The sequence below is a fragment of the Actinacidiphila sp. bgisy167 genome, assembly GCF_057707665.1.
Genome location: NZ_JBYIQP010000008.1, coordinates 90,569 through 116,902 on the forward strand (window position 1 = coordinate 90,569; position 26,334 = coordinate 116,902).

The window sequence follows — 26,334 nt, forward strand, 5'->3', positions numbered from 1 at the left end:
GCACCGTACCGGAAGCCGGGCCGCGAGGGACGCGAACGTCCCACGCGGCCCGGCCCCGGTCGTACGAGCGGGCCCCCTACGAGAGTTGCCCCAGGGTGACCTTGACGGTCTTCTGACCGCTGCCGCGCTGGAAGGTGACGTCCACGGTGTCCCCGGGGGCGTGCTGCACCAGGGCCTCGGACAGGGACTGCAAGGTGGTGATGTCGTCGTTGCCGACCCGGACGATGACGTCCCCCGGCCTGATGCCGGCCTTCTCCGCCGCGCCGCCCCTGGTGACCTCGACGACGCCCACCCCGGCGGGCTGGAAGTCCTCGTCGAGGACGGTGCGCGCGACGATGTCCAGTGCCGCGCGGCCGGAGTCGACGACCTTGCCGTGCTCGATGATCTGGTCCGCGATGCGGGTGACGGTCGCCGAGGGGATGGCGAAGCCGATGCCCGGCGCTGAGGAGTCGCCCATGGTGGGGTTGACCGCGGCGAGCGTCGGGATCCCGATGACCTGGCCGGAGAGGTTGACCAGCGCACCGCCGCTGTTGCCCGGGTTGATGGGCGCCGAGGTCTGCACGAGGTCGGCCAGGGTGGCGCCCGCGGCGCCCCCGGGCCCGCTCTCGCTGACCGTGCGGTCGACGGCCGAGACGATGCCCTGTGTGACGCTGCTGTTCAGGCCGAGCGGGCTGCCCATGGCGAGCACGATCTGCCCGACCTCGACGTCGTGGGAGCTGCCGAAGGTCGCCGCACGCAGCCCGCTCGGCGGGTCGTCGAGTTCGATGACGGCGAGGTCCATCTCGGGGTAGGAGGCCACGAGCCGCCCCTTGTGCGGGGTGTCGCTGTTGGCGAGGGTGACCTCGAAGGTGTCCGCGTCGCCGACGACATGGGCGTTGGTGACGATGTGGCCCTTGGTGTCGTAGACGATGCCGGAGCCGAGCCCCTCGGACGTGTTGATCTGGACGACGGACGGCAGCACCGCCTTGACCACCTGCTGGTAGGCGCGCTCCAGATCGCGGGCGCCGGCCGCCTCGGTGGCGGGTGCGGGCGCCGAGGACGCCGCGCTGGGGGCGGGGGAGTCCCCCGTGCATCCGGCGGTCAGGCCTCCGCAGCACGCGACGGCCAGCAGCAGGGCCGCCGCCCGGGGCGCCGCCGTCGGCCGCCATGGGTTCCGCTTCGTATCGCGCATGACCGAAGTGTCGCGTTCGCAGCACCCCGTCCCCGGTATCCCGCCCCGGTCAGTCCCGTACGCCGCACAGATGCAGCAGTGCCGCGACTGCCCGGTAGGGGTCGGTGCGCCCGGCCAGCTCCTCCGCGGCCAGCAGTTCGTCCGGGACGCCGTCCACGGCGTCGTCCGGGGCCGTGTCGGTGAAGACGCGCACCCCGTACCAGGCGTGCAGCGGCGCGCCGATGGCACTGAGGGTCGTCGTCAGGTCCGCGCGCCGGTCGGCGCGGGCGGGCAGCCCCAGCCGGTTGGTGTACGTGTCGCCCGCGAAGGCGGCCAGCGCCGCGGCCCAGTCGCCCTGCAGCGCGGGCCGCATCGCCAGGGCGTCGGCGTTGCGCACCAGCAGCGACAGCAGCCCGCCGGGGGCCAGTACCCGGGCGAGCCCGGCGACCATGGCGTCCGGCTCGGGCAGGTACATCAGCACGCCGTGGCAGAGCACCACGTCGAAGGTTCCGGGCCCGAAGTGCCGGCCTGCCTCCCGGCCGTCGCCCTCGATGAGGGTGATCCGCTCGCGTATGCCCTCGGGCTCGGCGGCGACGGCCTCACACAGGACGCCCGCCATCTCGGGATCGGCCTCCAGGCCGGTGATCAGGTGACCGGCGCGGGCGAGCCGCAGGGCCTGGGTGCCCTGGCCGGGGCCGACGTCGAGGATCCTGAGCCGGCGCCCGACGGGGAAGCGCGCGGTGATCTGCTCGTCGAGCTGGCGCGCGACCAGCTCCTGGCGCACGGTGTTCCGGAGTCCGCCCAGCAGGTCCAGCCACGAGCCGGCGGCGCCGGCGAAGGCGCCGTTCCCGTTCAGGGCTTGGTACCGCGCTTGACCTGCGGCTTCGGCAGGCGCAGTCGGCGCATCTGGAGGGTCCGCATGAGGGCGTAGGCCACCGCGCCCTTGGTGGGCTTGTCCGGGAAGCGCTTCGCCAGCTCGCGGCGGAGCAGGAAACCGGTGACGACGGAGTCGATGACGATCAGCACGATCACCACCAGCCACAGCAGCAGCGAGAGGTTCTGCAGGGCGGGGTTGCGGAGCATGCTGAGCACGAGGATGACCACGGCGAGCGGCAGGAAGAACTCCGCCACCCGGAACCGCGAGTCCACGTAGTCGCGGGCGAACTTGCGCACCGGGCCCCTGTCGCGGGCGGGCAGGTAGCGCTCGTCGCCGTTCATCAGCGCCTCGCGCTGCTTGGCGAGGTCGGCGCGCCGGGCCTCACGGGCCTGCTTCGCGGCGGCCTTGGGGTCGGCGGGCGTGGCCACCGCCCTGCGGCGCTGCGTCTGGGCCTCGCTGCGCTTGGGGGTGGGGCGGCCCTTGGGCGCCTGCGGATCGCGGGGCCGCTGGTCCTCCACCATGGTGGTGGACGCGGCCTGCTCGTTTTGAGAACGACGTCGGAACACGCCTCCAAGGTTACGTGCTCGCCGACTCGACCCCCAGCCCCTCACCTACTCCCTGGGCCGGAGGTCATCGAACTGTGATCGTTCCTGAGGAGGAGCGTATCCGGGGCAGAACAGTGGGGTAATGGAACCAGGCCCCGTACTGTGGGGTCTGTAGAGGTGTGCCGGCGAGCTGAATGAAGGGGGCGCGCGAGGCCCATGAGCGGTGTCATGAAGCGGATGGGGATGATCTTCCGCGCGAAGGCCAACAAGGCCCTTGACCGGGCCGAGGATCCGCGCGAGACCCTCGACTACTCGTACCAGAAACAGCTGGAGCTGCTGCAGAAGGTGCGGCGTGGTGTCGCGGACGTAGCCACCTCGCGCAAGCGCCTGGAGCTGCAGCTGAACCAGCTGCAGCAGCAGTCCGCGAAGTACGAGGACCAGGGCCGCAAGGCGCTCGCCCTGGGACGGGAGGACCTGGCCCGTGAGGCGCTGTCGCGCCGGGCCGCCCTCCAGCAGCAGGTGACGGATCTGGAGACGCAGCACCAGACGCTCCAGGGCGAGGAGGAGAAGCTCACCCTCGCCGCCCAGCGCCTGCAGGCCAAGGTGGACGCCTTCCGCACGAAGAAGGAGACCATCAAGGCCACCTACAGCGCGGCCAAGGCCCAGACCCAGATCGGCGAGGCCTTCTCCGGCATCTCCGAGGAGATGGGCGACGTCGGCCTCGCGATCCAGCGGGCCGAGGACAAGACCGAGCAGCTGCGCGCCCGGGCCGGGGCCCTGGACGAGCTGCTGGCCTCCGGCGCCCTCGACGACCCGACCGGGATCGCCAAGGACGACATCCAGGCCGAGCTCGACCGCCTCTCCGGCGGCAGCGACGTGGAGCTGGAGCTGCAGCGCATGAAGGCCGAGCTGGCCGGCGGCTCCCCGCAGCAGGCCATCGAGGGCGGGCAGCAGGGCCAGACCCAGTCCCAGACCCAGGACCAGCCCCGGTTCGACAAGCAGTAGCGACCCTGGAGGAGGGCGTCGTGATCGTTCGGATCATGGGCGAGGGCCAGGTGACGGTGGACGAGAGCCACCTTCCCGAGCTCAACAAGCTCGACGACGAGCTCCTGGCGGAGACGGAGAGCGGTGACGAGGCCGGGTTCCGGCGTACGCTCACCGCTCTTCTCGACGCCGTCCGCCGGCTCGGCACACCCCTGCCGGACGACTCCCTGGAGCCGTCCGAGCTGATCCTGCCGGCCCCGGACGCCACGGTTGAGGACGTCCGGGAGATGCTGGGGTGGGGGCCGTCCTCCCGGACGGAGCCCGGGGAAGGGCTGATCCCCGGCTGAGGCTTCACCGCGTCGGCACACTCTCGGTCGTGCCCCGGCCCGGTACCGCGCCGGGCCGGGGCACGGGCGTGCGCGGGCGTCGTGCGGGCGGTTGGGTGCCCCCTGATGTGAGGGGCGGCTGATCCAGGGGACGGCTGATGTGTCGCGGCGTGCGCTCCACCGCGCTCCCGTACGCCGGCCGGCGGAACCTGCGTGGGTGAGGGCCGGTCCCCGGCCGGCACGTCACCGGCCGGGCACAAGGGGCAGGGGCGTGCGCGGGGGCCGTACCGTTGGTGGGCGTGCAGCATCGATCCATGCGGGACCGCGCCCGGCTGTGGCCGCAGGCCCACCCCATCGCCCTTGACGCCGGGCTGGCGCTCGCCGTCCTCGCGGTGATCCTCGGCAACATGCTCATCGGGCCGCACGCCGAGCGGTACGACGCCTCGCCCCTGAGCGTCGCGCTCACCGTCCTCGGCTCCGCGGCGCTGCTGCTGCGCCGGCGCAGTCCACTGGGCGTCCTCGCCTTCACCTGCGCGGTCACCGTGGTCTACCTGCTCACCGCGACCGGCGCGGGCCGCGCCCCGGTGGCGGCCACCGTCGTCGTCGCGCTGTTCTCCGCCTCCACCCGCACGGACCGCACCACCACCTTCCGGATCGGCCTGGCCACCTGCCTGCTGCTGCCCGCGATCGCCATGCTCTTCGGGGCCCGGCCCTGGTACTCCGCCGAGAACATCGCCCTGTTCGCGTGGAGCGGTATGGCCGCGGCCGCCGGCGAGGCCACCCGCAACCGCCGCGCCTACGTCGCCGCCGTCGAGGAGCGCGCCGAGCGGGCCGAGCGCACTCGGGAGGAGGAGGCCAAGCGCCGCGTCGCCGAGGAGCGGATGCGGATCGCCCGGGAGCTGCACGACGTGGTCGCCCACCACATCGCCCTGGTCAACGTGCAGGCCGGAGTCGCCGCCCACGTCATGGACAGCCGCCCCGACCAGGCCAAGCAGGCCCTCGCGCACGTCCGCGAGGCGAGCCGCTCCGCGCTGTCCGAGCTGCGCGCGACCGTCGGCCTGCTGCGGCAGACCGGGGACCCGGCCGCCCCCATGGAGCCGGCGCCCGGCCTCGGCGTGCTGGACCAGCTCGTCGACGGCTTCCGCAGGGCCGGGCTGCCGGTGCGGGTCGTCGAGGAGGACCCCGGCACGCTCCCCGCGAGCGTGGACCTCACCGCGTACCGGGTCATCCAGGAGTCGCTCACCAACGTCCACAAGCACGCCGGCCCGGGCGCCCGTGCGGAGGTCCGTATCGCGCGCGGCGCCGAGGCGCTGGAGGTCACCGTGGTCGACAGCGGCGGCAGCCCGCAGGGGCCGGACAGCGCGGGCGGCGGCCACGGCCTGATCGGCATGCGCGAGCGGGCCGCGGCGCTCGGCGGCACCTGTGAGGCCGGCCCCGGCGCGCAGGGCGGCTTCCGCGTCCACGCCCGCCTGCCGCTCGCGGTGCAGGGCCGCCAGTCCGCCGGTCCGACCGGGGATGGGAGAATCCCGGCATGATCAGGGTGCTGCTCGCGGACGACCAGGCGCTGCTCCGGGGCGCGTTCCGCGTCCTCGTGGAGTCCGAGCCGGACATGGAGGTCGTGGGAGAGGCCTCGGACGGCGACGAGGCCGTGGCGCTGGCCCGCAGCACCCGCGCGGACGTCGTCCTGATGGACATCCGGATGCCCGGTACGGACGGCATCGCCGCCACCCGTGCGATCACCGAGGCCGAGGACCTGACCGGCGTGGCGGTCCTCGTCCTGACGACCTTCGAGGCCGACGAGTACGTCGCCCAGGCGATCCGCGCCGGCGCCGCCGGCTTCCTCGGCAAGGGCGCCGAGCCCGACGAGCTGCTCGCCGCGATCCGCACCGTCGCCTCGGGCGACGCCCTGCTCTCCCCGTCCGCCACCAAGAGCCTGATCGCCACGTTCCTGGCGCAGGGCGGTGGGCAGCGCCCCCCTCAGAGCGAGGGAGCGGCGGCCGCCCCCGGCCTCGACGCGCTGACGGCGCGCGAGCGCGAGGTGCTGGTCGAGGTGGCGCTGGGGCTGCCGAACGACGAGATCGCCGAACGCCTCGGGGTGAGCCCGCTCACCGTCAAGACACATGTGAACCGCACCATGGCGAAGCTCGGCGCCCGCGACCGCGCACAGCTGGTCGTCGCCGCCTATGAGTCAGGTCTGGTGCGCCCAGCGCACGCGGCGTACGACCGGCGTGTACCGCATCCGCAGTACGCCCCGGGGGCCAACCGGGACCTCGGGCTGAGAAAACCACCGTCCGCGGCAGGAGAAGGTGGCATGGGCTGATAAGAGGCCGCGCGGACAGGCGGGGCGGCGTCGCGGGTCGACGGCTCTCGCCTGGCGGCGTTGTCGTCGGTCGCCGCAGCTCCGCTGCGTCTTGCTTCTCCGCCTTGCCGGACTCGGCCCTCGACCCGCTCCTTGCTCCACCCCACCTGTCCGCGCGGCCTCCAAGTCCGCAAACCCGCAGCCCCGCAACCGTCCGCACCGCGAGCACAGAGAAGAGACCGCACCACGATGTCCTGGCTGTCCCGATTCAGCCTCACCCAGCGCAGTCTGGTGGCGCTGATGGCCGTGGTCGCCATCGCCTTCGGCGCCATCGCGATACCGTCCCTCAAGCAGCAGAAGCTGCCCCCCTTCGACCTGCCCCTGGTGTCGGTGATCACGACCTACCCGGGTGCCTCCCCCGACGTCGTCGAGAAGCAGGTCGTCGAGCCGATCGAGAACGGCGTCCGGGGCGTCGACGGCATCACCGGGATCACCTCCACGGCGAGCGAGGGCGCCGCCGTGATCATGGCCCGATTCGACTACGGCAACGACAGCGACAAGCTGGTCGCCAACGTCCAGCAGGCCGTGAACCGGGTCTCCGCGCGGCTGCCGAAGGACGCCGACCCGCAGGTCGTGGCCGGCTCGACGGACGACATCCCGGCCGTCGTCCTCGCCGCCACCTCCACCGGCATGGACCAGCAGGCGCTCGCCGACGCCCTCGACCGCTCGGTCGTCCCGGTGCTGCAGGACATCGACGGCGTCGGCCAGGTGAGCGTCACCGGCGTCCAGAACCAGATCGTCACCGTCACCCCCGACGACAAGAAGCTCGCCGCCCGCCGGCTCGGCGCCGCCGCCCTCGTGCAGGCGCTGCAGGCCGGCGGACACGCCGTGCCGGCCGGGTCCTTCGAGGACGGCGGCAAGAGCCGCACCGTGCAGGTCGGCGGCGAGTACGCCTCGGTGCGCGAGATCGAGGAGCTGCGGATCCCCGCGGCCCCGCGGCCCGTGCGCCTCGGCGACGTCGCCACCGTCGCGGAGCGTCCCGACGCCGCCGCGTCCATCACCCGGACCGACGGCGAGCCCAGCCTCGGGATCGCCCTCACCATGGACCAGGACGGCAGCGCCGTCGCGGTCTCCTCGGCCGTCAAGGACAAGCTGGCCGACCTCGAGCGCGACCTCGGGAAGGGCTCCAAGCTCACCGTCGTGAGCGACCAGGGCCCGGCCGTCTCCAAGTCCATCCACGGGCTGACCACCGAGGGCCTGCTCGGCCTGCTCTTCGCGGTCGTGGTCATCCTCGTCTTCCTGGCGTCGCTGCGCTCGACGCTGGTGACCGCGGTGTCCATCCCGATCTCCGTCGTGCTGACGCTGATCGTGCTGTGGACGCGCGGCCTGTCGCTCAACATGCTCACGCTGGGCGCGCTGACCATCGCCATCGGCCGTGTCGTCGACGACTCGATCGTGGTGCTGGAGAACATCAAGCGGCACCTCGCCTACGGTGAGGAGAAGCAGACCGCGATCATCGCCGCGGTGCGCGAGGTGGCCGGCGCGGTCACCGCCTCGACTCTCACCACGGTCGCCGTCTTCCTGCCGATCGGCCTGGTCGGCGGCATGGTCGGCGCCCTGTTCGGCGGCTTCTCGCTCACCGTCGCGGCGGCGCTGCTGGCCTCGCTGCTGGTGTCCCTGACCATCGTCCCGGTGCTGTCGTACTGGTTCCTGAGGCCCCCGGCCGACGCGGGCAGCGCTGATCCCGCGGAGATCCGCCGCAGGGCCGAGGAGGAGGAGTCCCGCGGCGCGCTGCAGCGGCTGTACGTGCCGGTGCTGCGCTTCGCCACCCGCCGCCGGCTGACCAGCGTCCTCATCGCCGTCGCGGTCCTGGTGGTCACCGTCGGCCTCACCCCGCTGCTGAAGACGAACCTCTTCGAGCCGGGCGACCAGGACACGCTGACCGTCAAGCAGGAACTCCCGCCGGGCACCGGCCTGTCGGCCTCCGACGCGGCCGCCCGCAAGGTCGAGACGCTCCTCGAGGGCATCGACCAGGTGCAGGACTACCAGGTCACCGTGGGCTCCTCCGGCTTCCTGGCGGCCTTCGGCGGCGGCACCGGCGCCAACCAGGCCAGCTTCCAGGTGAAGCTGAAGGACGCCGACGACAGCGCCGCCGTCCTCGACGAGATCCAGAAGGGTCTGAAGAAGCTCGACGGCGTCGGGACGACCTCGGTCTCCGCCGGCGGCGGCGGCTTCGGCAACCAGGACCTGTCGGTGGTGGTCAAGGCCGCCGACGCCGACACCCTGGCCAAGGCCAGCGCCAAGGTCCGCGACGCCGTCGCCGAGCTGGACGGCGTCACCGACGTCAGCAGCGACCTGGCGCAGAGCGTGCCCCGGGTCGAGATCCGCGCCAAGCAGGCCGAGGCCGCCACGTACGGCCTCACCGACGCCACCATCGGCGCCGCCGTCACCCAGGCCGTGCGCGGTACGACCGTCGGCACCGCGGTGCTCGACGACACCGAGCGCGACGTGCGGGTGGTCTCCGCGCAGAAGGCCGGGACGGTCGCCGAGCTCAAGGCCCTCACCATCCCGACCCCCGCGGGACCGGTGAAGCTGGGCAAGGTCGCCGAGGTCGTCGAGGCCCCCGGACCGGTGCAGAAGACCCGGATCGACGGTGCCCGCGCCGCGACGATCACGGCGAAGCCCACCGCTGACGACACGGGCGCGGTGAGCAAGGCCCTGAAGGACAAGATCGAGAAGCTCGAGCTGCCCAAGGGCGCCACCGCCGAGATCAGCGGCGTCTCCTCCGACCAGGACGAGGCCAACAGGTCGCTCGCGCTCGCCATGCTCGCCGCGATCGCCATCGTCTTCCTGCTGCTGGTCGGCACCTTCCGCAGCCTGATCCAGCCGCTGGTGCTGCTGGTGTCCGTCCCGTTCGCCGCGACCGGCGCCATCGGCCTGCTGCTGATCACCGGCACCCCGATGGGCGTCCCGGCCATGATCGGCATGCTGATGCTCATCGGCATCGTGGTGACCAACGCGATCGTGCTGATGGACCTCGTCAACCAGTACCGGGCACGGGGCTACGGCGTGGTGGAGGCCGTCATCGAAGGCGGCCGGCACCGTCTGCGGCCGATCCTGATGACCGCGCTCGCGACCATCTTCGCCCTGCTCCCGATGGCCCTCGGGATCACCGGAGAGGGAGGGTTCATCGCCCAGCCGCTGGCCATCGTCGTCATCGGCGGTCTGCTCACCTCGACGCTGCTGACCCTGCTGCTCGTCCCGACCCTCTACACGGCGGTCGAGATCCGCAAGGAGCGCCGGGCCAAGCGCAAGGCGCTCAAGCGGGCGGCCCAGGCCGGCGGCCCGGGCGGCGCGGAGCCGCAGAAGGAGGCGGAGCTGGCCGGGGTCTGAGACCGCGAAGGCCAACCTGCGGCAGGGCCCCGGGCGTTCAACGACGCCCGGGGCCCTGCCGCGTCTGCAGGATGAACCCGGACGGGATGTACGGCTCGGGCGGACGCGTCCCGCGCAGGCGGAACCAGCCGGACGTGCCGATCCGCAGCCCGGCGGCCGACCCCGCGTCCACCGCCCCCTGCTGCTCGGCCGTCACATGGGCTGCCTGTGCCGGGTGCCCTCGGGCAGGCTCAGCAGCGCGGCGGTGAGCAGGCGGGTCGCCGGCCGGCGGGAGGTGGCGGCGAGCAGCCGTACGCTCCCGTGCCGGTCGATGCGGCAGTAGCCGCTCCCGGTGAGGTCGTCCACAACCGACAGCGGGCACTCGGTGAGGAGTTGGTCGCGGTCGGGGCCGTGGGCGCCGCCGCGGGTGCGCCGGTCCACGGAGTCAGTGAGGTCGCGGTGCTCGGCGGAGTTCTCGTGCACCGCCCCGTCCGGCGCGGGCAGGTCGCCCGTGCGGACGGCACCCTCCAGGCGCATGGCCGGATGCAGCGCGAAGCCCGACCCGCGGTAGGCCCGCCGCCTCCCGCGGGTCGGGGGAGCCGCAGATGATGCCGCGCAGGCAGCCGCGCCCGTAGGCCGGGGCGGCGGCCGGCAGTTCGCGGCCGACCCCCTGCCGCTGCGCGGAGGGCGGCACGGCGAGAAGCGACAGCCCCCATGTCCCTCGCGGTGCGTCGCAGGGCGGCCGCCTCGGGAGGCGTCCGCTCGGGCGGGCTGCCGCCGGCAGGGCGTCGGCGGCGCCGACGCGGCGGCGGCCACGACCGCCACCGTGTCGGCGTCCTCGTCGGTGCCGCGCGGCGGGCGCAGGATCATGCGCCCGTCCTGCCCCTACGGCAGGGCGAGCATCTGCTCCAGCGCGAGCTTCGCGAAGTGCTCGGTCTCCCGGTCGACCTGGATGCGGTTGACGACCTTGCCGTCGGCCAGCGACTCCAGCGCCCACACCAGGTGCGGCAGGTCGATCCGGTTCATGGTCGAGCAGAAGCACACGGTCTTGTCGAGGAAGACGATCTGCTTGTCCGGGTGCGCCTTGGCCAGCCGGCGCACCAGGTTGAGCTCGGTGCCGATCGCCCACGACGAGCCGGCCGGGGCCGCCTCCAGGGCCTTGATGATGTACTCGGTCGAACCGACGTGGTCGGCGGCGGCGACGACCTCGTGCTTGCACTCGGGGTGCACCAGCACGTTGACGCCGGGGATGCGGGCGCGCACGTCCTCGACCGAGTCCAGCGAGAAGCGACCGTGCACCGAGCAGTGGCCGCGCCACAGGATCATCTTCGCGTCGCGCAGCTGCTCGGCGGTCACTCCGCCGTTCGGCTTGTGCGGGTTGTAGACGACGCAGTCCTCCAGCGAGAAGCCCATCTCCCGGACCGCGGTGTTGCGGCCGAGGTGCTGGTCGGGGAGGAAGAGCACCTTCTCGCCCTGCTGGAACGCCCACTCCAGGGCCCGCTGGGCGTTGCTGGAGGTGCAGATGGTGCCGCCGTGCCGGCCGGTGAAGGCCTTGATGTCGGCGGAGGAGTTCATATAGGAGACGGGCACGGTGACGTCGGCGACGCCGGCCTCGGTGAGCACGTCCCAGCACTCGGCGACCTGCTCGGCGGTGGCCATGTCGGCCATGGAGCAGCCGGCCGCCAGGTCGGGGAGGATCACCTGCTGGGCGTCGGAGGTCAGGATGTCCGCCGACTCGGCCATGAAGTGCACGCCGCAGAAGACGATGTACTCGGCCTCGGGCCGGGCGGCCGCGTCCCGCGCCAGCTTGAAGGAGTCGCCGGTGACGTCGGCGAACTGGATGACCTCGTCGCGCTGGTAGTGGTGGCCCAGGACGAAGACCTTCTCGCCGAGCTTGGCCTTGGCGGCACGGGCGCGCTCCACCAGGTCCGGGTCAGAGGGGGCGGGCAGGTCGCCGGGACAGTCGACGCCGCGTTCGCTGCGCGGGTCGGACTCGCGGCCCAGGAGGAGCAGGGCGAGCGGGGTCGGCTGGACGTCCAGCGGTTCGGATGTGATGGTCACGGGCCCGAAGCCCTTTCTCTGCGGAACTGCGGCTCAACCTTTTCGTCTATTTGACGCTATCTATCATAACCCGTTCGCGTCAGAATGACGATGGCCCCTCGCGTCAGTGTGACGCATTACCCGAAGCGGGTCCGGTGTGCGAGCATGGAGGGCGCGAACACCCATCGGACCCGGAGGAATGAATCCGGGACGCCACCGGTTCACTGTTGTGGCAGCATCCGTACAACCCGGGAGTGGATCAGATGACGGTTCAGGACGAGACCAGCCAGAGCGAGGGCATCATCCTGTCCGACGCGGCGGCCTCCAAGGTCAAGAGCCTGCTCGAGCAGGAAGGCCGCGACGACCTCGCGCTGCGCGTCGCCGTCCAGCCGGGCGGTTGCTCCGGCCTGCGCTACCAGCTGTTCTTCGACGAGCGTTCTCTCGACGGCGACGTCGTCAAGGACTTCGGCGGTGTGAAGGTGGTCACCGACCGTATGAGCGCCCCCTACCTCGGCGGCGCCTCCATCGACTTCGTCGACACGATCGAGAAGCAGGGCTTCACGATCGACAACCCGAACGCCACCGGCTCCTGCGCCTGCGGCGACTCGTTCCACTGAGCCCCGCGCAAGGACGGCGGGCACCCACGGTGCTCGCCGTCCTCGGCGTGTCCTGACGCCTCGGGCCGGGCGCCGTCACTTCCCCGGCACCGTGCTGCCGTCGGAGAGATCGACGACCTTGCGGCCGCCCAGCGGCGCATCGAGGCGGACCGTGCGCGTGAAGCGTTCGGCGACCATGACGCAGGCCTTCCCCGGGTCCTCCTGCACCCCTGTCACCCGCACCGTCACCACCGCGCCCGACTCGTCGGCCGAAGCCGTGTAGCGACTGCACACCCCGCCCCAGAAGCGCAGTGTCAGCTCCGTGCCCTCGGCGCTGTACGACTCCACCTTCACCGGCGAGACGACCGGCGCCACCGGCCTCGTCGGCGCGGGAGAGGCGCCGCCGCCGCGCACATGGGCCGGGTCCACGGCGGGCTGGGCCAGCACCGAGGTGCGCGTCTCGCCCTTTCGCGCCACCTCGAAGAGCCAGGACGGCACCAGGGCGAGCCGCCCGGCCACCTGCTGCGCCGACAGGCCGAACTCGGCACGGCGCACCTCCAGCTGCCGGTGCGCCGTCGGCAGGCAGGGGAGCACCTCCGGCAGCCTCGGCCCGTCGCCGGACCCGCGGGGGTGCTTCGGCACCACGGTCGGGCAGGAGCCGATTCCCGGGTCACCGCCCGCGCCGGGGCGCTCGAGCAGCTTCAAGGCCTCCTTCGCCGACACCACCGGATAGGTGTCGCCCCTGGTGAGCGGCGCCATCATGCCGTGCCCGGCGACCAGCAGCCCGTCGGAGGCGACCAGGACCGCCGACCGCCAGCCGTGCGTCGGCAGCCCCGCCGGCCGCGGGTCCGCGGTGACCGTGCGCAGCACCCCCGAGACCTCGCGCGCGTCCGTTCGCGCGTCCTGCAGCCCGAGCGCCGCGAAGACCGGTGCCGCCACGCGCAGCGCCTGCGCCGCCGGTACCGCGAGATCCTCCCGAACCGGGGCGCGGCCCTCGCGGGGTGCGCCGCCGTAGTAGGCGTACGACCAGGCGCCCGGCGCTTCCTTGCCGACCCGGAGCACCGGCCCGCCGCCGTCCGGCGTGCCGCCGGCCTTCCAGACGCCGTGGTCGGACGTCACCGTCCCCGGCACATCAAGGGCGCGCGCCAGCCGTACCACCGCGGCACGCGACACGTCACCCGGGAGCCGCACGGCCGCGGAGGACGGGCCGTCGGGCAGGTCGCCCCGGACGGTGAGGTCGACACCCGCATCGCGGCCGGCGCCATCGAGCTCCAGCGGCCGAGGGGAAGCGCCCCCGCTGCCGCCCGAGCCGCGCGGCACGGCGCCGTCCGCCGCCGACGAGGCCCAGTAGGCTCCGCCGCCCCCGGCGGCCAGCACGGCGGCCGCCACCGCCGTCACCGCCCACGATGACCTGCTCCGGCGGCGGTGCGGTCGCGTCGGCTCGCTCTCCACGATGGCTCCTTCGGCTCCGCTCAGCCGGCACAGCCGGCGACGTCCCGGCCGGGCGGCCGGAGGGACGTCGCTTGGACGGGCAGGAGCGCCTCGCGGTTCCGATCAGTCGGCGTACTCCGCCATGCCCTCGACGACATGCGACGACGCGGCCGGCACCGTGATCCCGCGCAGACTGGCCGGGCTGACCGGAGCGGACGCGTCCTGCGCGGAGACCTCCCAGTGCGCGGCCATCTTGCGGCAGTCGCCGACCAGCTCCGCGAGCGACTCGGGGTCGTCGAGGAGGGGAGCGGCGCGAAGAGGAGTGGTCATAGACACGACCATAGGGACCCGAGGTGAGGGGAGAAAGCCCTACTATCGGGTAGTTTTCCCTAGTCGGCGCCCCCCGGCCCAGCCGGTAGCGTGGACAGGTACCGTCCGCCGCCCGCCTCCGCAGGAGCATCCCAGCCGTGCGTATCGCAGTCACCGGCTCCATCGCCACCGACCACCTGATGACCTTCCCCGGCCGATTCGCCGACCAGCTCGTCGCCGATCAGCTGCACACGGTCTCCCTCTCCTTCCTGGTCGACACGCTCGACGTACGCCGCGGTGGCGTCGGTGCGAACATCTGCTTCGGGATGGGCCAGCTGGGTGTCCGGCCCATCCTCGTCGGCGCCGCCGGCTCCGACTTCGACGAGTACCGCGCCTGGCTCGACCGGCACGGCGTGGACACCGCGTCCGTCCGCATCTCCGAGGTGCTGCACACCGCGCGCTTCGTCTGCACCACGGACGCCGACCACAACCAGATCGGCTCCTTCTACACCGGCGCCATGAGCGAGGCCCGCCTCATCGAGCTGCACTCCGTCGCCGCCCGCGTGGGCGGCCTCGACCTCGTGCTCATCGGCGCCGACGACCCCGAGGCGATGCTGCGCCACACCGAGGAGTGCCGCTCCCGCGGCATCCCGTGGGCGGCGGACTTCTCGCAGCAGATCGCCCGTATGAACGGCGACGAGATCCGGATACTGCTCGACGGCGCGGCCTACCTCTTCTCCAACGAGTACGAGAAGGGCCTGATCGAGTCCAAGACCGGCTGGACGGACGCCGAGATCCTCGGCCGGGTCGGCACCCGCGTCACCACGCTCGGCTCGCGCGGCGTCCGCATCGAGCGGGCCGGCGAGGAGCCGATCGTCGTGAGCTGCCCGGAGGAGGAGGCCAAGGTCGACCCCACCGGCGTCGGCGACGCCTTCCGGGCGGGTTTCCTCTCGGGTCTGGCGTGGGGCGTGGGTGCGGAGCGGGCGGCCCAGGTGGGCTGCATGCTGGCGACGCTGGTGATCGAGACGGTCGGCACGCAGGAGTACCAGTTGCGGCGGGCTCACTTCATGGACCGCTTCACCAAGGCCTACGGCGAGGACGCGGCCGAGGAGGTCCGCGCGCACCTTCACTGAGGCGCTGCGAGGTCGGCCGCCTGGTCGCCTCCCACCGCGGCCGCCCGGGAGGGGCGGCACGGCGGCGGACATGGCGGTCGGGGCGGGCGCCGGAAAAGCGATCGGGGTGCGTGCGCGCCGCACCTCGGATGCGATGGCGTACGCGTCCTCCCGCGCCGACGGCCGAGCGGCAGGGGACCCGGGGCGGTGGCGTCGGGGCGGGCGCCTCGCGTCCCGGTCGCACCGCCCCCCCGCGGCGGCGCGCGCCCCGGGGCGAGGGCCTCGGTGAGGACGCGGGGGACCGGCTGCGCACAGCCGCGCCCACCCGTGGGCCCCCGCACCAGGCCGGAGGCCGAGCGTGCCATACAGCTGTGCGCGCCCACCCGGCGCCCAGGTACTCCTGCTCGCGCATGTCGCACCACGCCGGGATGTCGAGCCGGGCGGCCTCGTCGTCGGAGAGCACCGACACGATCCCGCCCACCGGCACGTCCCCGATGACCTTCGCCAGCTCGATGACCGGAATCGGGCACCGCTTGCCGAGGGAGTCCACGACGAGATCCGGCCCGCCCTCCTCCTCGACCGCCTCCTTCGCGGACGGGCGCGCCGCCGGCCCTGACCCCGGCGTCGGCGCGCCGAGCCGCTCGCGCACCGCACGCACCACGCCGGGCAGCACCTCGAGGAAGCGGTCGACGTCCCCCGCCTCCGTCCCCGCCGGCAGCGAGACCCGCACGTTCCCCTCGGAGAGCACGCCCATCGCCTTGAGCACATGGCTCGGAGTCAGTGTGCTGGCCGTGCACGAGGACCCCGAGGACACGGAGAAGCCCTCCCGGTCCAGTTCGTGCAGCAGGGCCTCGCCGTCCACGTAGAGGCAGGAGAAGGTCACCACGTTCGGCAGCCGCAGTTCGGGGTGCCCCACCACCTCGACGTCCGGGACGAGTTCGGGCACCGCGGCACGGATGCGGCCGACAAGGGCGGACAGCCGCGCCGCTTCCGCCGCGGCCTCGGCGCGCACCGCCCGCAGGGAGGCGGCCGCGGCGACGATCGCGGGGAGGTTCTCGAAGCCGGGCGCGCGGCCCGACTCCCGTTCGTCCGCGGGTCCCTGGGACGCGAAGCGGGTTCCCTTGCGGACCGCCAGCAGACCCACCCCGGACGGCCCGCCCCACTTGTGGGCGCTCGCCGCCAGCAGCGACCAGCTCCCCGGCACCGCTCCCCAGCCCAGCGACTGGGCGGCGTCGACCAGCAGCGGCACACCCGCCGCCTGGCACAGCTCCGCGACCTCCTCGACCGGCTGCACCGTGCCGACTTCGTGGTTGGCGGACTGCAGGCAGGCCAGCGCGGTGTCCTCGCGCAGCGCCGCGCCGAAGGCGCCCGCGTCGACCAGTCCGGTGCGGTCGGTGCCGACCTGCGTGACGTCGGCGTCCTCTCCGCCCTGCGCGTGGTTCACCGTGTACGACGCCGCGTGCAGCACGCAGGAGTGCTCGACGGCGGAGACGACCACATGCCGGCCCACCCGGCGCCGGCCGGCGAGCGCCCCGGCCACTCCCGCGTGGACGGCACGTGTACCCGAAGGAGTGAAAACGAGTTCGTCCGGACGGCACCCGACGGCGTCCGCGGCGGCCTCCCGGGCGGCGTCGAGCAGCAGCCGCGCGCGGCGCCCCTCGCGGTAGAGCCGGGAGGGGTCGGCCCACCCTTCGTCGAGGGCGGCGAGGAGGGCCTGCCTGGCGACGGGATGCAGCGGTGCGGCGGACGCGGCGTCGAAGTAGGGCACGTGGTGAACGCTACGCCCCGGTGCCCCGGCGAGCGTCTGGGGACCAGTCAAAAGCCCCCGAAACGGGGCCCTCCGCAGGTGCGGAGCGGTGCCCGACACCCCTTCGGGGGCCGCCCCGGCGCGTTGGCCCCCCTCCCCGCGCGCCCCAAAATCGAGTCCAGTAGGGTTTGGTCCGCATAAACATCCACACCACTGCCCGCGCCAGGGCGACCGACCAGCACAGGCCGGGCATCCGGACGCGTGGGCGAGACTCTCGGGAAGGCGCTACGTGAGTCCCTACGGCTCCGACCGCTCGTCGCGGCGCCCGATGCGGCGGATTCTGCCGCAGGCGCTGGCCGCGGGCCTGGTCCTTGCGACCGCCACCGGTTGCACATACGAGGACTTCCCCCGCCTCGGCATGCCCAGCCCCGTCACGGAGCAGGCACCGCGAATCCTGTCCCTCTGGCAGGGCTCCTGGGCCGCCGCGTTGGCGGTCGGCGTGCTCGTGTGGGGTCTGATCATCTGGAGCATCTTCTTCCACCGGCGCAGCCGCACGAAGGTGGAGGTCCCGCCCCAGGTCCGCTACAACATGCCGATCGAGGCGCTCTTCACCACGGTCCCGCTCGTCATCATCTCGGTGCTCTTCTACTTCACCGCCCGGGACGAGTCCAAGCTGCTGGAGACCTCGGCGCGCCCCGACCACGTCGTCAACGTGGTCGGCTTCCAGTGGAGCTGGGCCTTCAACTACGTCGAGGACGTGGACGGCAACCCGTCGACGCCGGCGGCCGGCACGGTGCCCGCGGAGCTGTCCTCGATCCCCGCGAAGAAGCTGGACGCCCCCGCGGGCGCCGACGGCGTCTACGACTACGGCACGCCGGCGACGCGGAACCCGGACACCGGCAACCCGGGCCCCACGCTGTGGCTCCCCAAGGGCGAGTCGGTCAGGTTCGTCCTCACCTCGCGTGACGTCATCCACTCCTTCTGGGTGGTCCCCTTCCTGATGAAGATGGACGTCATCCCCGGCCACACCAACGTCTTCCAGGTGACCCCCAGCAAGGAGGGCACCTTCGTCGGCAAGTGCGCCGAGCTGTGCGGCGTGGACCACTCCCGGATGCTCTTCAACGTCAAGGTCGTCTCCCCCGAGGAGTACAGGCAGCACCTGAAGGACCTGGCGGACAAGGGCCAGACCGGTTACGTCCCGGCAGGCATTGCCACCACGGGCAACGCCAAGAACGCGGAGACCAAGACCCAGTGAGCATTCTCAACGAACCCCACGGTGCGGCCGCCGCGCACGGCGACGTGTACGCGGACGAGCTGCCGGTCCGCACCAAGCAGCCCGGCAACGTCGTCGTCAAGTGGCTGACCACCACCGACCACAAGACGATCGGCACGCTCTACCTGGCGACGTCGTTCTTCTTCTTCCTCATCGGTGGCGTGATGGCGCTCGTCATGCGCGCCGAACTCGCCCGCCCCGGCACGCAGGTGGTGTCGAACGAGCAGTTCAACCAGCTCTTCACGATGCACGGCACCGTGATGCTGCTGATGTTCGCGACCCCGCTCTTCGCCGGCTTCGCGAACTGGATCATGCCGCTCCAGATCGGCGCGCCCGACGTCGCCTTCCCGCGGCTGAACATGTTCGCCTACTGGCTCTACCTGTTCGGCTCGCTGATCGCCGTCGCCGGCTTCCTCACCCCGCAGGGCGCCGCCGACTTCGGCTGGTTCGCCTACTCCCCGCTGACCGACGCGGTCCGCTCCCCGGGCATCGGCGGCGACCTGTGGATCATGGGTCTGGCGTTCTCCGGTTTCGGTACGATCCTCGGCTCGGTCAACTTCATCACCACGATCATCTGCATGCGCGCTCCCGGCATGACGATGTTCCGTATGCCGATCTTCACCTGGAACGTGCTGCTCACCGGTGTGCTGGTGCTCTTCGCCTTCCCGGTGCTGGCCGCCGCGCTGCTGGCCCTGGAGGCCGACCGCAAGTTCGGCGCGCATGTGTTCGACGCCGCCAACGGCGGCGCCTTGCTCTGGCAACACCTCTTCTGGTTCTTCGGGCACCCAGAGGTGTACATCATCGCGCTGCCGTTCTTCGGCATCATCAGTGAGGTCATCCCGGTCTTCTCCCGGAAGCCGATGTTCGGCTACGTCAGCCTCATCGCGGCGACGATCTCCATCGCCGGCCTCTCGGCGACGGTGTGGGCCCACCACATGTACGTCACCGGTGGTGTGCTGCTGCCGTTCTTCTCCTTCATGACCTTCCTGATCGCGGTGCCGACCGGTGTGAAGTTCTTCAACTGGATCGGCACGATGTGGAAGGGCTCACTGAGCTTCGAGACACCGATGCTCTGGGCGATCGGCTTCCTGATCACCTTCACCTTCGGTGGTCTGACCGGTGTCATCCTGGCCTCGCCGCCGCTGGACTTCCACGTCTCGGACTCCTACTTCGTGGTGGCGCACTTCCACTACGTCGTCTTCGGAACGGTCGTCTTCGCGATGTTCTCCGGCTTCCACTTCTGGTGGCCGAAGTTCACCGGCAAGATGCTCGACGAGCGCCTCGGCAAGATCACCTTCTGGACGCTGTTCATCGGCTTCCACGGCACCTTCCTCGTCCAGCACTGGCTGGGCGCCGAGGGCATGCCCCGCCGCTACGCGGACTACCTGAACGCGGACGGCTTCACCACGCTGAACACCATCTCGACCATCAGCTCCTTCCTGCTGGGCCTGTCGATCCTGCCGTTCATCTACAACGTGTGGAAGACGGCGAAGTACGGCAAGCAGGTCGAGGTCGACGACCCGTGGGGCTACGGCCGCTCGTTGGAGTGGGCGACCTCCTGCCCGCCGCCGCGGCACAACTTCCTCACGCTGCCGCGCATCCGGTCCGAATCCCCGGCGTTCGACCTCCACCACCCGGAGATCGCCGCCCTGGACCAGCTGGAGAACGTCGGCGCGGCCCCGGCCGTCTCCGGCGGCGACGAGAAGGAGAGCGGCAAGTGAAGTTCCAGGGCAAGCTCTTCCTGTGGCTGTCCGTCTTCTTCCTGGGCATGGCCATCGTGTACGGCCTGTGGTCCAGGGAGCCGGTCGGCACCACGGCGCTCTTCCTCTCCTTCGGCCTCGCCGTGATGGTCGGCTTCTACCTGGCCTTCACCGCCCGGCGCGCCGACACCGGCGCCCAGGACCGCGAGGACGCGGACGTCGCGGACGACTCCGGCGAGCTGGGCTTCTTCAGCCCGCACAGCTGGCAGCCGCTGCTGCTGGCCTTCGGTGGCGCCCTGGCCTTCCTGGGCATCATCTTCGGCTGGTGGCTGATCTACTTCTCGTCCCCCTTCATCCTCGTCGGCCTGTGGGGCTGGGTCTTCGAGTACTACAGGGGTGAGAACCGCACCCAGTGAGCGCCCCGCGTCCACGTACCGCACGGCGACGGCCCGGAACCCCGGCAGGGGTCCGGGCCGTCGCCCGTTCGTACGCGCTCGACGGGCGCCGGAGATCGCCGGTGCTTAGCGTGGTGACCATGGGTCACTTTTCTCCGCGCCGCATGGCGACCGCGATCGTCGCAGTGACACTCTCCGCGCCGCTGGCCTCCTGTACGGGCAGCGGCGACCCCCTCGCCAACGCCCCCTACGACGCGGTCGGCCAGGTCGTGTGGACCGGGGGAGTCACCGGGTCGAAGAAGGCCGACCCCAAGAAGCCGCTGGAGATCACCGTCAAGGGTGAAGGCAACCGCATCACCGATGTGACGGCCTCCGACGGCTCGGGACGCTATGTGGGCGGGCGGCTGTCCGCGGACGGCAAGCGCTGGCGCAGCACGTCGAAGCTCTCCGGCGCGACCCACTACGTCGTGAAGGTGACCACCGAGGACGCGAAGGGCCGTCAGGGACGCAAGACGCTCACCGTCGACACCACCGGGACCAAACGCCACCTGAAGGTCACCTTCGGCCCGGAAAGCGGCACCTACGGCGTCGGCCAGCCCATCACGGCCGAGCTGAGCACCGCCGTCAAGGACACCCTCAGCCGGAGCGTGGTCGAGCGCAACCTGCACGTCAACGCCTCGCCGGCGGCCGACGAGGGCGCCTGGTACTGGGTCGACGACAAGACCCTGCACTACCGCCCGCGCACCTACTGGCCCGCGAACGCCCGCATCGAGGTGCGCAGCACCCTGGACGACGTGCACATCAAGGGCTCGCTCTACGGGGCCGATGTCAAGCCGCTGACCCTGCGCACCGGCGACCGCATCGAGGCCGTCACCGACGCCGCCGCGCACACCATGACCTTCAAGCGCAACGGCAAGCTCGTCCGCACCATCCCGGTGACGACCGGCAAGCCCGGCTTCTCCACCCGCAACGGCATCAAGGTGGTGCTGGGGCAGGAGGCCAACGTGCGGATGCGCAGCGAGACCGTCGGCATCGCCTCCGGCAGCTCCGAGTCCTACGACCTGCCCGTCCAGTGGGCCACCCGCGTCACCTGGAGCGGGGAGTACGTGCACGCGGCGCCGTGGTCGGTGGGCTCGCAGGGGATCGCCAACGTCAGCCACGGCTGCGTCGGCATGAGCACCGAGAACGCCCGCTGGTTCTTCGACAACGTGCGCGTCGGCGACGTGGTGTCGGTCGTCAACAGCCTGGGCGAGGACATGCCCGCCTTCGGCAACGGCTTCGGCGACTGGAACCTGTCCTGGAGCGAGTGGCGCAAGGGAAGCGCGACGGGAACGCGCAAGGGCGCCGACCCGGCCGTGGCCGACCGTACCGACGCCCCTGAGGCCCGACTGCGGCCCGAGATGTGACGCTACGCGTCGACGGCCAGCCGCTGCCGCAGCAGCCCCGTCAGAGCCTCGCTCAGCTCGACCGGGTCGACCGGGTGGCTCACCGCCGCGTCGGCCCGGCTCCAACTGGCCAGCCAGGCGTCCTGGGGACGCCCGATGAGCACCAGCACCGGCGGGCAGCGGAAGATCTCGTCCTTGACCTGACGGCACACACCCATGCCGCCGGCGGGGACGGCCTCGCCGTCGAACACGCAGGCGTCGACGCCGCCGTGCTCCAGCGCGCTGAGGACGGCCGGGAGGGTCGCGCACTCCTGGTACTCGACCGGCGGCAGGTCGCTCGCCGGGCGGCGGCCGACGGCCAGACGGACCTGTTCCCGGGTGTTCCTGTCGTCGCTGTAGACCAGCACCGTCGCGGTCGTCTGCATCCGTGCCTCCTCGCCCTCGTGGAGTCGCCTGCCTGTGGCCGAACCTTACTCCCGAGCAAGGGGCTTCGAGGAGGGTTAGCTCCTTCGAGCGACGCCCTTCCCTACCTCAAGGGCCTTGACACACCGAATGGCACCCCCCGGAGTGAGCGCGGGATAAGCGACCGACATAATGTCGGGCGTGGCGACAGCAACAGCAGTAGAAACCGGGCACGCGCACCCGTCGGTCAACCGGCCGAACCTCACCAGCGTCGGAACCATCATCTGGCTGAGTTCCGAGCTGATGTTCTTCGCGGCCCTCTTCGCGATGTACTTCACCCTTCGCTCGGTGACGGGTGCCGAGTACTGGAAGGCGCACGCCGACTTCCTGGACATCCCGTTCTCGGCGACGAACACCACGATCCTCGTGCTCTCCTCCTTCACCTGCCAGATGGGTGTCTTCGCCGCGGAGCGCGGCGATGTGAAGAAGCTGCGCTCGTGGTTCGTCGTGACCTTCGTCATGGGCGCGGTCTTCATCGGCGGTCAGATCTTCGAGTACACCAACCTGGTCAAGGAGCACGGGCTCTCGCTCTCCTCCGACCCCTACGGTTCGGTGTTCTACCTGACCACCGGCTTCCACGGTCTGCACGTGACGGGTGGTCTCATCGCCTTCCTGCTGGTCCTGGGACGGACCTACGCGGCACGGCGGTTCACCCACGAGCAGGCCACCGCGGCCATCGTCGTGTCCTACTACTGGCACTTCGTCGATGTCGTCTGGATCGGCCTCTTCGCCACGATCTACCTGATCAAGTAGTCGGACGCACGCGCGAGACGCGCACACGGCCACGACATCCAGAACCATCGACGCAAGAGATCCTGACACCGGGGTAATCCGTGAAAAAGCTCTCCGCACGACGGCGCCACCCGCTGGCGGCGCTTGTCGTCCTACTTGTCGCGCTCACGGCCATCGGGGGGCTGTACGCCGCGCTCGCGCCGGCGCCCAAGGCGCAGGCCGACGACAGCTCCCAGTCCCTCGCCATCGAAGAGGGCAAGAAGCTGTACGCCGTGGGCTGCTCCAGCTGCCACGGTACGTCGGGGCAGGGCAGCAGTGACGGCCCGAGCCTCGTCGGCGTCGGCTCCGCGGCCGTGGACTTCCAGGTCGGCACCGGCCGCATGCCGGCCCAGCAGCCCGGCGCCCAGGTGCCGCGCAAGAAGGTCATCTACACCCAGAAGCAGATCGACCAGCTCGCGGCGTACATCGCCTCGCTGGGCCCCGGCCCGGTCGCGCCCGACGAGGAGCAGTTCGACCCGTCCGGCGCCGACGCCGCGCGCGGCGGGGAGCTGTTCCGCACCAACTGCGCCCAGTGCCACAACTACCAGGGCAAGGGCGGCGCGCTGACGAACGGCAAGTACGCGCCCACCCTCGACGGCGTGAGCAACAAGCACCTGTTCGAGGCCATGCTCACCGGCCCGCAGAACATGCCGTCCTTCCCCGACACCACGATGCCGGAGGAGAACAAGCGGGAGATCATCGCGTACCTCAACGCCGTCAACGGCGAGGGATCGCCGAGCCCCGGCGGTATGTCGCTGGGCAGCCTCGGCCCGGTCACCGAGGGTCTCTTCGGTTGGATCTTCGGCCTCGGGGCCCTGATCGCCTGTGCCATTTGGCTCGCGGCCCACACCACCAAGGCGAAGAAGTCATGAGTCAGGACATGTCAGAAGAGAACCTGCCGGCCAGGCCGGCACACGAGGGCGGCGGCCAGGTCGCGACCGCGGACAACCCGTTCGCGGACCCGGGCCTGCCGGCCCACCAGCCGCGTCGCCAGGACATCGACGAGAAGGCCGCGAAGTCTTCGGAGCGCACGGTCGCGCTCCTGTTCACGGTGTCGATGCTCGCCACGCTGGCCTTCATCGCGAGCTTCGTCGTCATCCCGATCGACAAGATCGTCTACATCTGGCCGCTGGGTCACATCAGCGCGCTGAACTTCGCGTTGGGCATGACCCTCGGCGTCTCGCTGTTCGCCATCGGCGCCGGCGCGGTCCACTGGGCCCGCACGCTGATGTCCGACGTCGAGGTCGCCGACGACCGTCACCCGATCGAGGCGAGCCCCGAGGTCAAGGCCAAGGTCATGGCCGACTTCGCCACCGGCGCCGGCGAGAGCCAGTTCGGGCGCCGCAAGCTGATCCGCAACACCATGCTCGGCGCGCTGACCCTCGTGCCGCTCTCCGGGGTGTTCCTGCTGCGCGACCTCGGCCCGCTGCCGGAGGACAAGCTGCGCCACACGCTGTGGTCCAAGGGCCGGCTGCTGATCAACCAGAACACCAACAAGCCGCTGCGTCCCGAGGACGTGGCCGTCGGCTCGCTGACCTTCGCCGTGCCCGAGGGCCTGGAGGAGGAGCAGCACGACTACCAGGAGCAGCTCGCCAAGGCGGCCCTGATGATCGTCCGCATCGAGCCGGACGACATCAAGGACAAGAAGTCCCGCGAGTGGGCGCACCAGGGCATCCTGGCGTTCTCCAAGATCTGCACCCACGTCGGCTGCCCGATCAGCCTCTACGAGCAGCAGACGCACCACGTGCTCTGCCCGTGCCACCAGTCGACGTTCGACCTGTCCGACGGTGCCCGGGTGATCTTCGGCCCCGCCGGTCACGCGCTGCCGCAGCTGCAGATCAGCGTGAACGGCGAGGGTTACCTCGAGGCGCTGGGCGACTTCGAAGAGCCCGTGGGCCCTGCCTTTTGGGAGCGTGGATGAGCACCAACACGAGCGCGAGCGCGAAGCCGCGCGGCAAGGCGCCCGCCGGCGAACGCGTCGCCGACTGGGCCGACGGCCGGCTGGGCATCTACAGCCTCGCCAAGGCCAACCTGCGGAAGATCTTCCCGGACCACTGGTCCTTCATGCTGGGCGAGATCTCCCTCTACAGCTTCATCATCGTCATCCTGACCGGTGTCTACCTGACGCTGTTCTTCCACCCGGCGATGAACGAGGTCGTCTACGACGGCTCCTATGCGCCGCTGCAGGGCATCACGATGTCCGAGGCGTACGCGTCGACCCTGCACATCAGCTTCGACGTGCGCGGCGGTCTGCTCGTCCGGCAGATCCACCACTGGGCGGCCATCGTCTTCGTGGCCGCGATGCTCGTGCACATGATGCGCATCTTCTTCACCGGTGCGTTCCGCAAGCCGCGCGAGATCAACTGGGTCTTCGGCTTCCTGCTGCTGTTCCTCGGCATGTTCGACGGCTTCATGGGCTACTCGCTGCCGGACGACCTGCTGTCGGGCACGGGTATCCGCTTCATGGAGGGCGCCGTGCTCTCCGTGCCCATCGTGGGCACGTACCTGTCGTTCTTCCTGTTCGGCGGTGAGTTCCCCGGCACCGACATCGTGCCGCGGTTCTACACGATCCACGTGCTGCTGATCCCGGGCATCATGGCGGGCCTGCTGGTGGCCCACCTGATCCTGGTCTTCTACCACAAGCACACCCAGTTCCCCGGCCCCGGCAAGTCGGAGAAGAACGTCGTCGGCATGCCGCTGTTCCCGGTCTACACGGCCAAGGCGGGCGGCTTCTTCTTCATCGTCTTCGGCGTCATCGCGGCCATCTCCGCGCTGGTGTCCGTGAACCCGGTCTGGGCGTACGGCCCGTACCGGCCGGACCAGGTGTCCACCGACGCCCAGCCCGACTGGTACATGGGCTTCTCCGAGGGCCTGATCCGCATCATGCCGGGCTGGGAGATCGACTTCCTGGGCCACACGCTCGTGCTGGGCGTGTTCATCCCGCTGATGGTCTTCCCGCTGGTCCTGGGCTTCATGGGCGTCTACCCGTTCCTGGAGTCCTGGGTCACCGGTGACAAGCGCGAGCACCACCTGCTCGACCGCCCGCGCAACCGTCCCGTCCGCACGGGCATCGGCGCCGCCTGGATCAGCCTCTACCTGATCCTGCTCGTCGGTGGCGGCAACGACCTGTTCGCGACCCGCTTCCACCTGTCGATCAACGCGATCACCTGGGTGGTCCGGATCTCGTTCTTCGTGCTGCCGGTGCTGGTCTTCTTCATCACCAAGCGGATCTGCCTGGGTCTGCAGCGGCGCGACCGCGACAAGGTGCTGCACGGTCGCGAGACCGGCATCATCAAGCGGCTCCCGCACGGTGAGTTCATCGAGATCCACGAGCCGCTGGAGCAGGGCGCGCTGTTCAAGCTCACCCAGCACGAGCAGCCCAAGCCGCTCGACATCGGTCCCGAGGTGGACGAGAACGGCGTGGAGAAGAAGGTCGGTCCCACGGCGAAGCTCCGCGCGAAGCTGTCCCGCGGCTACTACGGCGAGGGGACGCAGATCCCCAAGGCCACGGTCGAGGAGTACGAGGAGATCACGAGCGGCCACGGTCACCACTGATCACT

Annotated in this window: 24 protein-coding genes and 1 pseudogene; 15 read left to right on the forward strand and 10 right to left on the reverse strand. The window is 71.2% G+C overall.

Annotated elements, in window-relative coordinates:
- Positions 1-76: 76 nt before the first annotated feature.
- The 3 genes from AC3ET4_RS05255 to AC3ET4_RS05265 form a co-directional block, all read right to left on the reverse strand.
- Positions 77-1,171: a S1C family serine protease gene (locus tag AC3ET4_RS05255; protein WP_431946394.1), complete on the reverse strand. Its 1,095-nt coding sequence runs from the start codon at positions 1,169-1,171 to the stop codon at positions 77-79.
- A 49-nt stretch (positions 1,172-1,220) separates the two neighbouring features.
- On the reverse strand, positions 1,221-1,934 hold the full coding sequence (locus tag AC3ET4_RS05260; protein ID WP_431946396.1) for a class I SAM-dependent methyltransferase: 714 nt from the start codon (positions 1,932-1,934) through the stop codon (positions 1,221-1,223).
- 68 nt (positions 1,935-2,002) lie between these two features.
- Positions 2,003-2,638, reverse strand: coding sequence for a DUF3043 domain-containing protein (locus AC3ET4_RS05265; protein ID WP_431946398.1), 636 nt, complete (start codon positions 2,636-2,638; stop codon positions 2,003-2,005).
- 150 nt (positions 2,639-2,788) lie between these two features.
- Here AC3ET4_RS05265 and AC3ET4_RS05270 point away from each other — a divergent pair, with 150 nt between their 5' ends.
- From AC3ET4_RS05270 to AC3ET4_RS05290, 5 genes are all read left to right on the forward strand, one after another.
- Positions 2,789-3,577 carry a PspA/IM30 family protein gene (locus tag AC3ET4_RS05270; RefSeq protein WP_361801667.1) on the forward strand — a complete coding sequence of 263 codons (789 nt, stop codon included), beginning with the start codon at positions 2,789-2,791 and terminating at the stop codon, positions 3,575-3,577.
- A gap of 20 nt (positions 3,578-3,597) precedes the next feature.
- Positions 3,598-3,903: a PspA-associated protein PspAA gene (gene pspAA, locus AC3ET4_RS05275; protein WP_431946400.1), complete on the forward strand. Its 306-nt coding sequence runs from the start codon at positions 3,598-3,600 to the stop codon at positions 3,901-3,903.
- A 293-nt stretch (positions 3,904-4,196) separates the two neighbouring features.
- Positions 4,197-5,417 (forward strand): sensor histidine kinase, encoded by a 1,221-nt coding sequence (locus AC3ET4_RS05280; RefSeq protein ID WP_431946465.1) that lies wholly within the window; start codon positions 4,197-4,199, stop codon positions 5,415-5,417.
- A complete protein-coding gene (locus AC3ET4_RS05285) occupies positions 5,414-6,202 on the forward strand; it encodes a response regulator transcription factor (protein WP_431946402.1) in 789 nt (262 codons plus the stop codon). Before AC3ET4_RS05280 ends, AC3ET4_RS05285 begins: the two co-directional genes overlap by 4 nt.
- Positions 6,203-6,430: 228 nt before the next feature.
- Positions 6,431-9,574, forward strand: coding sequence for an efflux RND transporter permease subunit (locus AC3ET4_RS05290; RefSeq protein ID WP_431946404.1), 3,144 nt, complete (start codon positions 6,431-6,433; stop codon positions 9,572-9,574).
- Positions 9,575-9,611: 37 nt separating this feature from the next.
- Here the strand turns inward: AC3ET4_RS05290 and AC3ET4_RS05295 are convergent, their stop codons facing one another.
- The 3 genes from AC3ET4_RS05295 to nadA form a co-directional block, all read right to left on the reverse strand.
- Positions 9,612-9,770 (reverse strand): hypothetical protein, encoded by a 159-nt coding sequence (locus tag AC3ET4_RS05295; RefSeq protein ID WP_431946406.1) that lies wholly within the window; start codon positions 9,768-9,770, stop codon positions 9,612-9,614.
- Entirely contained in the window at positions 9,767-10,090 is a 324-nt protein-coding gene (locus tag AC3ET4_RS05300) for a hypothetical protein (RefSeq protein WP_431946408.1), read from the reverse strand. The genes AC3ET4_RS05295 and AC3ET4_RS05300 overlap by 4 nt, the downstream gene beginning before the upstream one ends.
- 348 nt (positions 10,091-10,438) lie before the next feature.
- Positions 10,439-11,614, reverse strand: coding sequence for a quinolinate synthase NadA (gene nadA / locus AC3ET4_RS05305; protein ID WP_431946410.1), 1,176 nt, complete (start codon positions 11,612-11,614; stop codon positions 10,439-10,441).
- Positions 11,615-11,856: 242 nt separating this feature from the next.
- On the opposite strand from nadA, the gene AC3ET4_RS05310 reads away from it, so the two are divergent.
- A complete protein-coding gene (locus tag AC3ET4_RS05310) occupies positions 11,857-12,210 on the forward strand; it encodes a HesB/IscA family protein (RefSeq protein ID WP_431946412.1) in 354 nt (117 codons plus the stop codon).
- A 75-nt stretch (positions 12,211-12,285) separates the two neighbouring features.
- Here AC3ET4_RS05310 and AC3ET4_RS05315 read toward each other — a convergent pair whose 3' ends face one another.
- The gene (locus tag AC3ET4_RS05315) at positions 12,286-13,641 is read right to left on the reverse strand and encodes a hypothetical protein (RefSeq protein WP_431946414.1); all 1,356 of its coding nucleotides are present in this window, start codon (positions 13,639-13,641) and stop codon (positions 12,286-12,288) included.
- Positions 13,642-13,743: 102 nt separating this feature from the next.
- Positions 13,744-13,950: a hypothetical protein gene (locus tag AC3ET4_RS05320; RefSeq protein WP_431946416.1), complete on the reverse strand. Its 207-nt coding sequence runs from the start codon at positions 13,948-13,950 to the stop codon at positions 13,744-13,746.
- Positions 13,951-14,087: 137 nt separating this feature from the next.
- Between AC3ET4_RS05320 and AC3ET4_RS05325 the strand changes: the two genes are divergently transcribed.
- Positions 14,088-15,062 carry a carbohydrate kinase family protein gene (locus AC3ET4_RS05325; protein WP_431946417.1) on the forward strand — a complete coding sequence of 325 codons (975 nt, stop codon included), beginning with the start codon at positions 14,088-14,090 and terminating at the stop codon, positions 15,060-15,062.
- A 367-nt stretch (positions 15,063-15,429) separates the two neighbouring features.
- Here AC3ET4_RS05325 and AC3ET4_RS05330 read toward each other — a convergent pair.
- Positions 15,430-16,809 (reverse strand): annotated as a pseudogene (locus AC3ET4_RS05330) (aminotransferase class V-fold PLP-dependent enzyme); the annotation flags it as partial.
- 268 nt (positions 16,810-17,077) lie between these two features.
- Here AC3ET4_RS05330 and ctaC point away from each other — a divergent pair.
- The 4 genes from ctaC (at position 17,078) to AC3ET4_RS05350 (ending at position 21,562) form a co-directional block, all read left to right on the forward strand.
- A complete protein-coding gene (gene ctaC, locus AC3ET4_RS05335) occupies positions 17,078-18,043 on the forward strand; it encodes an aa3-type cytochrome oxidase subunit II (RefSeq protein WP_431946419.1) in 966 nt (321 codons plus the stop codon).
- On the forward strand, positions 18,040-19,782 hold the full coding sequence (gene ctaD / locus AC3ET4_RS05340; RefSeq protein ID WP_431946421.1) for an aa3-type cytochrome oxidase subunit I: 1,743 nt from the start codon (positions 18,040-18,042) through the stop codon (positions 19,780-19,782). Before ctaC ends, ctaD begins: the two co-directional genes overlap by 4 nt.
- Complete coding sequence (locus tag AC3ET4_RS05345; RefSeq protein ID WP_431946423.1) at positions 19,779-20,177, forward strand: cytochrome c oxidase subunit 4; 399 nt, start codon at positions 19,779-19,781, stop codon at positions 20,175-20,177. Before ctaD ends, AC3ET4_RS05345 begins: the two co-directional genes overlap by 4 nt.
- Positions 20,178-20,296: 119 nt before the next feature.
- A complete protein-coding gene (locus AC3ET4_RS05350; RefSeq protein ID WP_431946425.1) occupies positions 20,297-21,562 on the forward strand; it encodes a L,D-transpeptidase in 1,266 nt (421 codons plus the stop codon).
- Between the two features lie 2 nt (positions 21,563-21,564).
- Here the strand turns inward: AC3ET4_RS05350 and AC3ET4_RS05355 are convergent, their stop codons facing one another.
- Positions 21,565-21,966: a hypothetical protein gene (locus AC3ET4_RS05355; RefSeq protein WP_431946427.1), complete on the reverse strand. Its 402-nt coding sequence runs from the start codon at positions 21,964-21,966 to the stop codon at positions 21,565-21,567.
- A gap of 169 nt (positions 21,967-22,135) precedes the next feature.
- On the opposite strand from AC3ET4_RS05355, the gene ctaE reads away from it, so the two are divergent.
- The 4 genes from ctaE to qcrB all read left to right on the forward strand — a co-directional run bounded on the left by ctaE (position 22,136) and on the right by qcrB (position 26,329).
- Positions 22,136-22,756, forward strand: a complete 621-nt coding sequence (ctaE, locus tag AC3ET4_RS05360) for an aa3-type cytochrome oxidase subunit III (protein WP_431946429.1) — start codon at positions 22,136-22,138, stop codon at positions 22,754-22,756.
- Positions 22,757-22,836: 80 nt separating this feature from the next.
- Positions 22,837-23,646, forward strand: coding sequence for a cytochrome bc1 complex diheme cytochrome c subunit (gene qcrC / locus AC3ET4_RS05365; RefSeq protein WP_431946431.1), 810 nt, complete (start codon positions 22,837-22,839; stop codon positions 23,644-23,646).
- 8 nt (positions 23,647-23,654) lie between these two features.
- Positions 23,655-24,695, forward strand: a complete 1,041-nt coding sequence (qcrA, locus tag AC3ET4_RS05370) for a cytochrome bc1 complex Rieske iron-sulfur subunit (RefSeq protein WP_431946433.1) — start codon at positions 23,655-23,657, stop codon at positions 24,693-24,695.
- Positions 24,692-26,329: a cytochrome bc1 complex cytochrome b subunit gene (gene qcrB, locus AC3ET4_RS05375; RefSeq protein WP_431946435.1), complete on the forward strand. Its 1,638-nt coding sequence runs from the start codon at positions 24,692-24,694 to the stop codon at positions 26,327-26,329. The genes qcrA and qcrB overlap by 4 nt, the downstream gene beginning before the upstream one ends.
- Positions 26,330-26,334 lie beyond the last annotated feature (5 nt).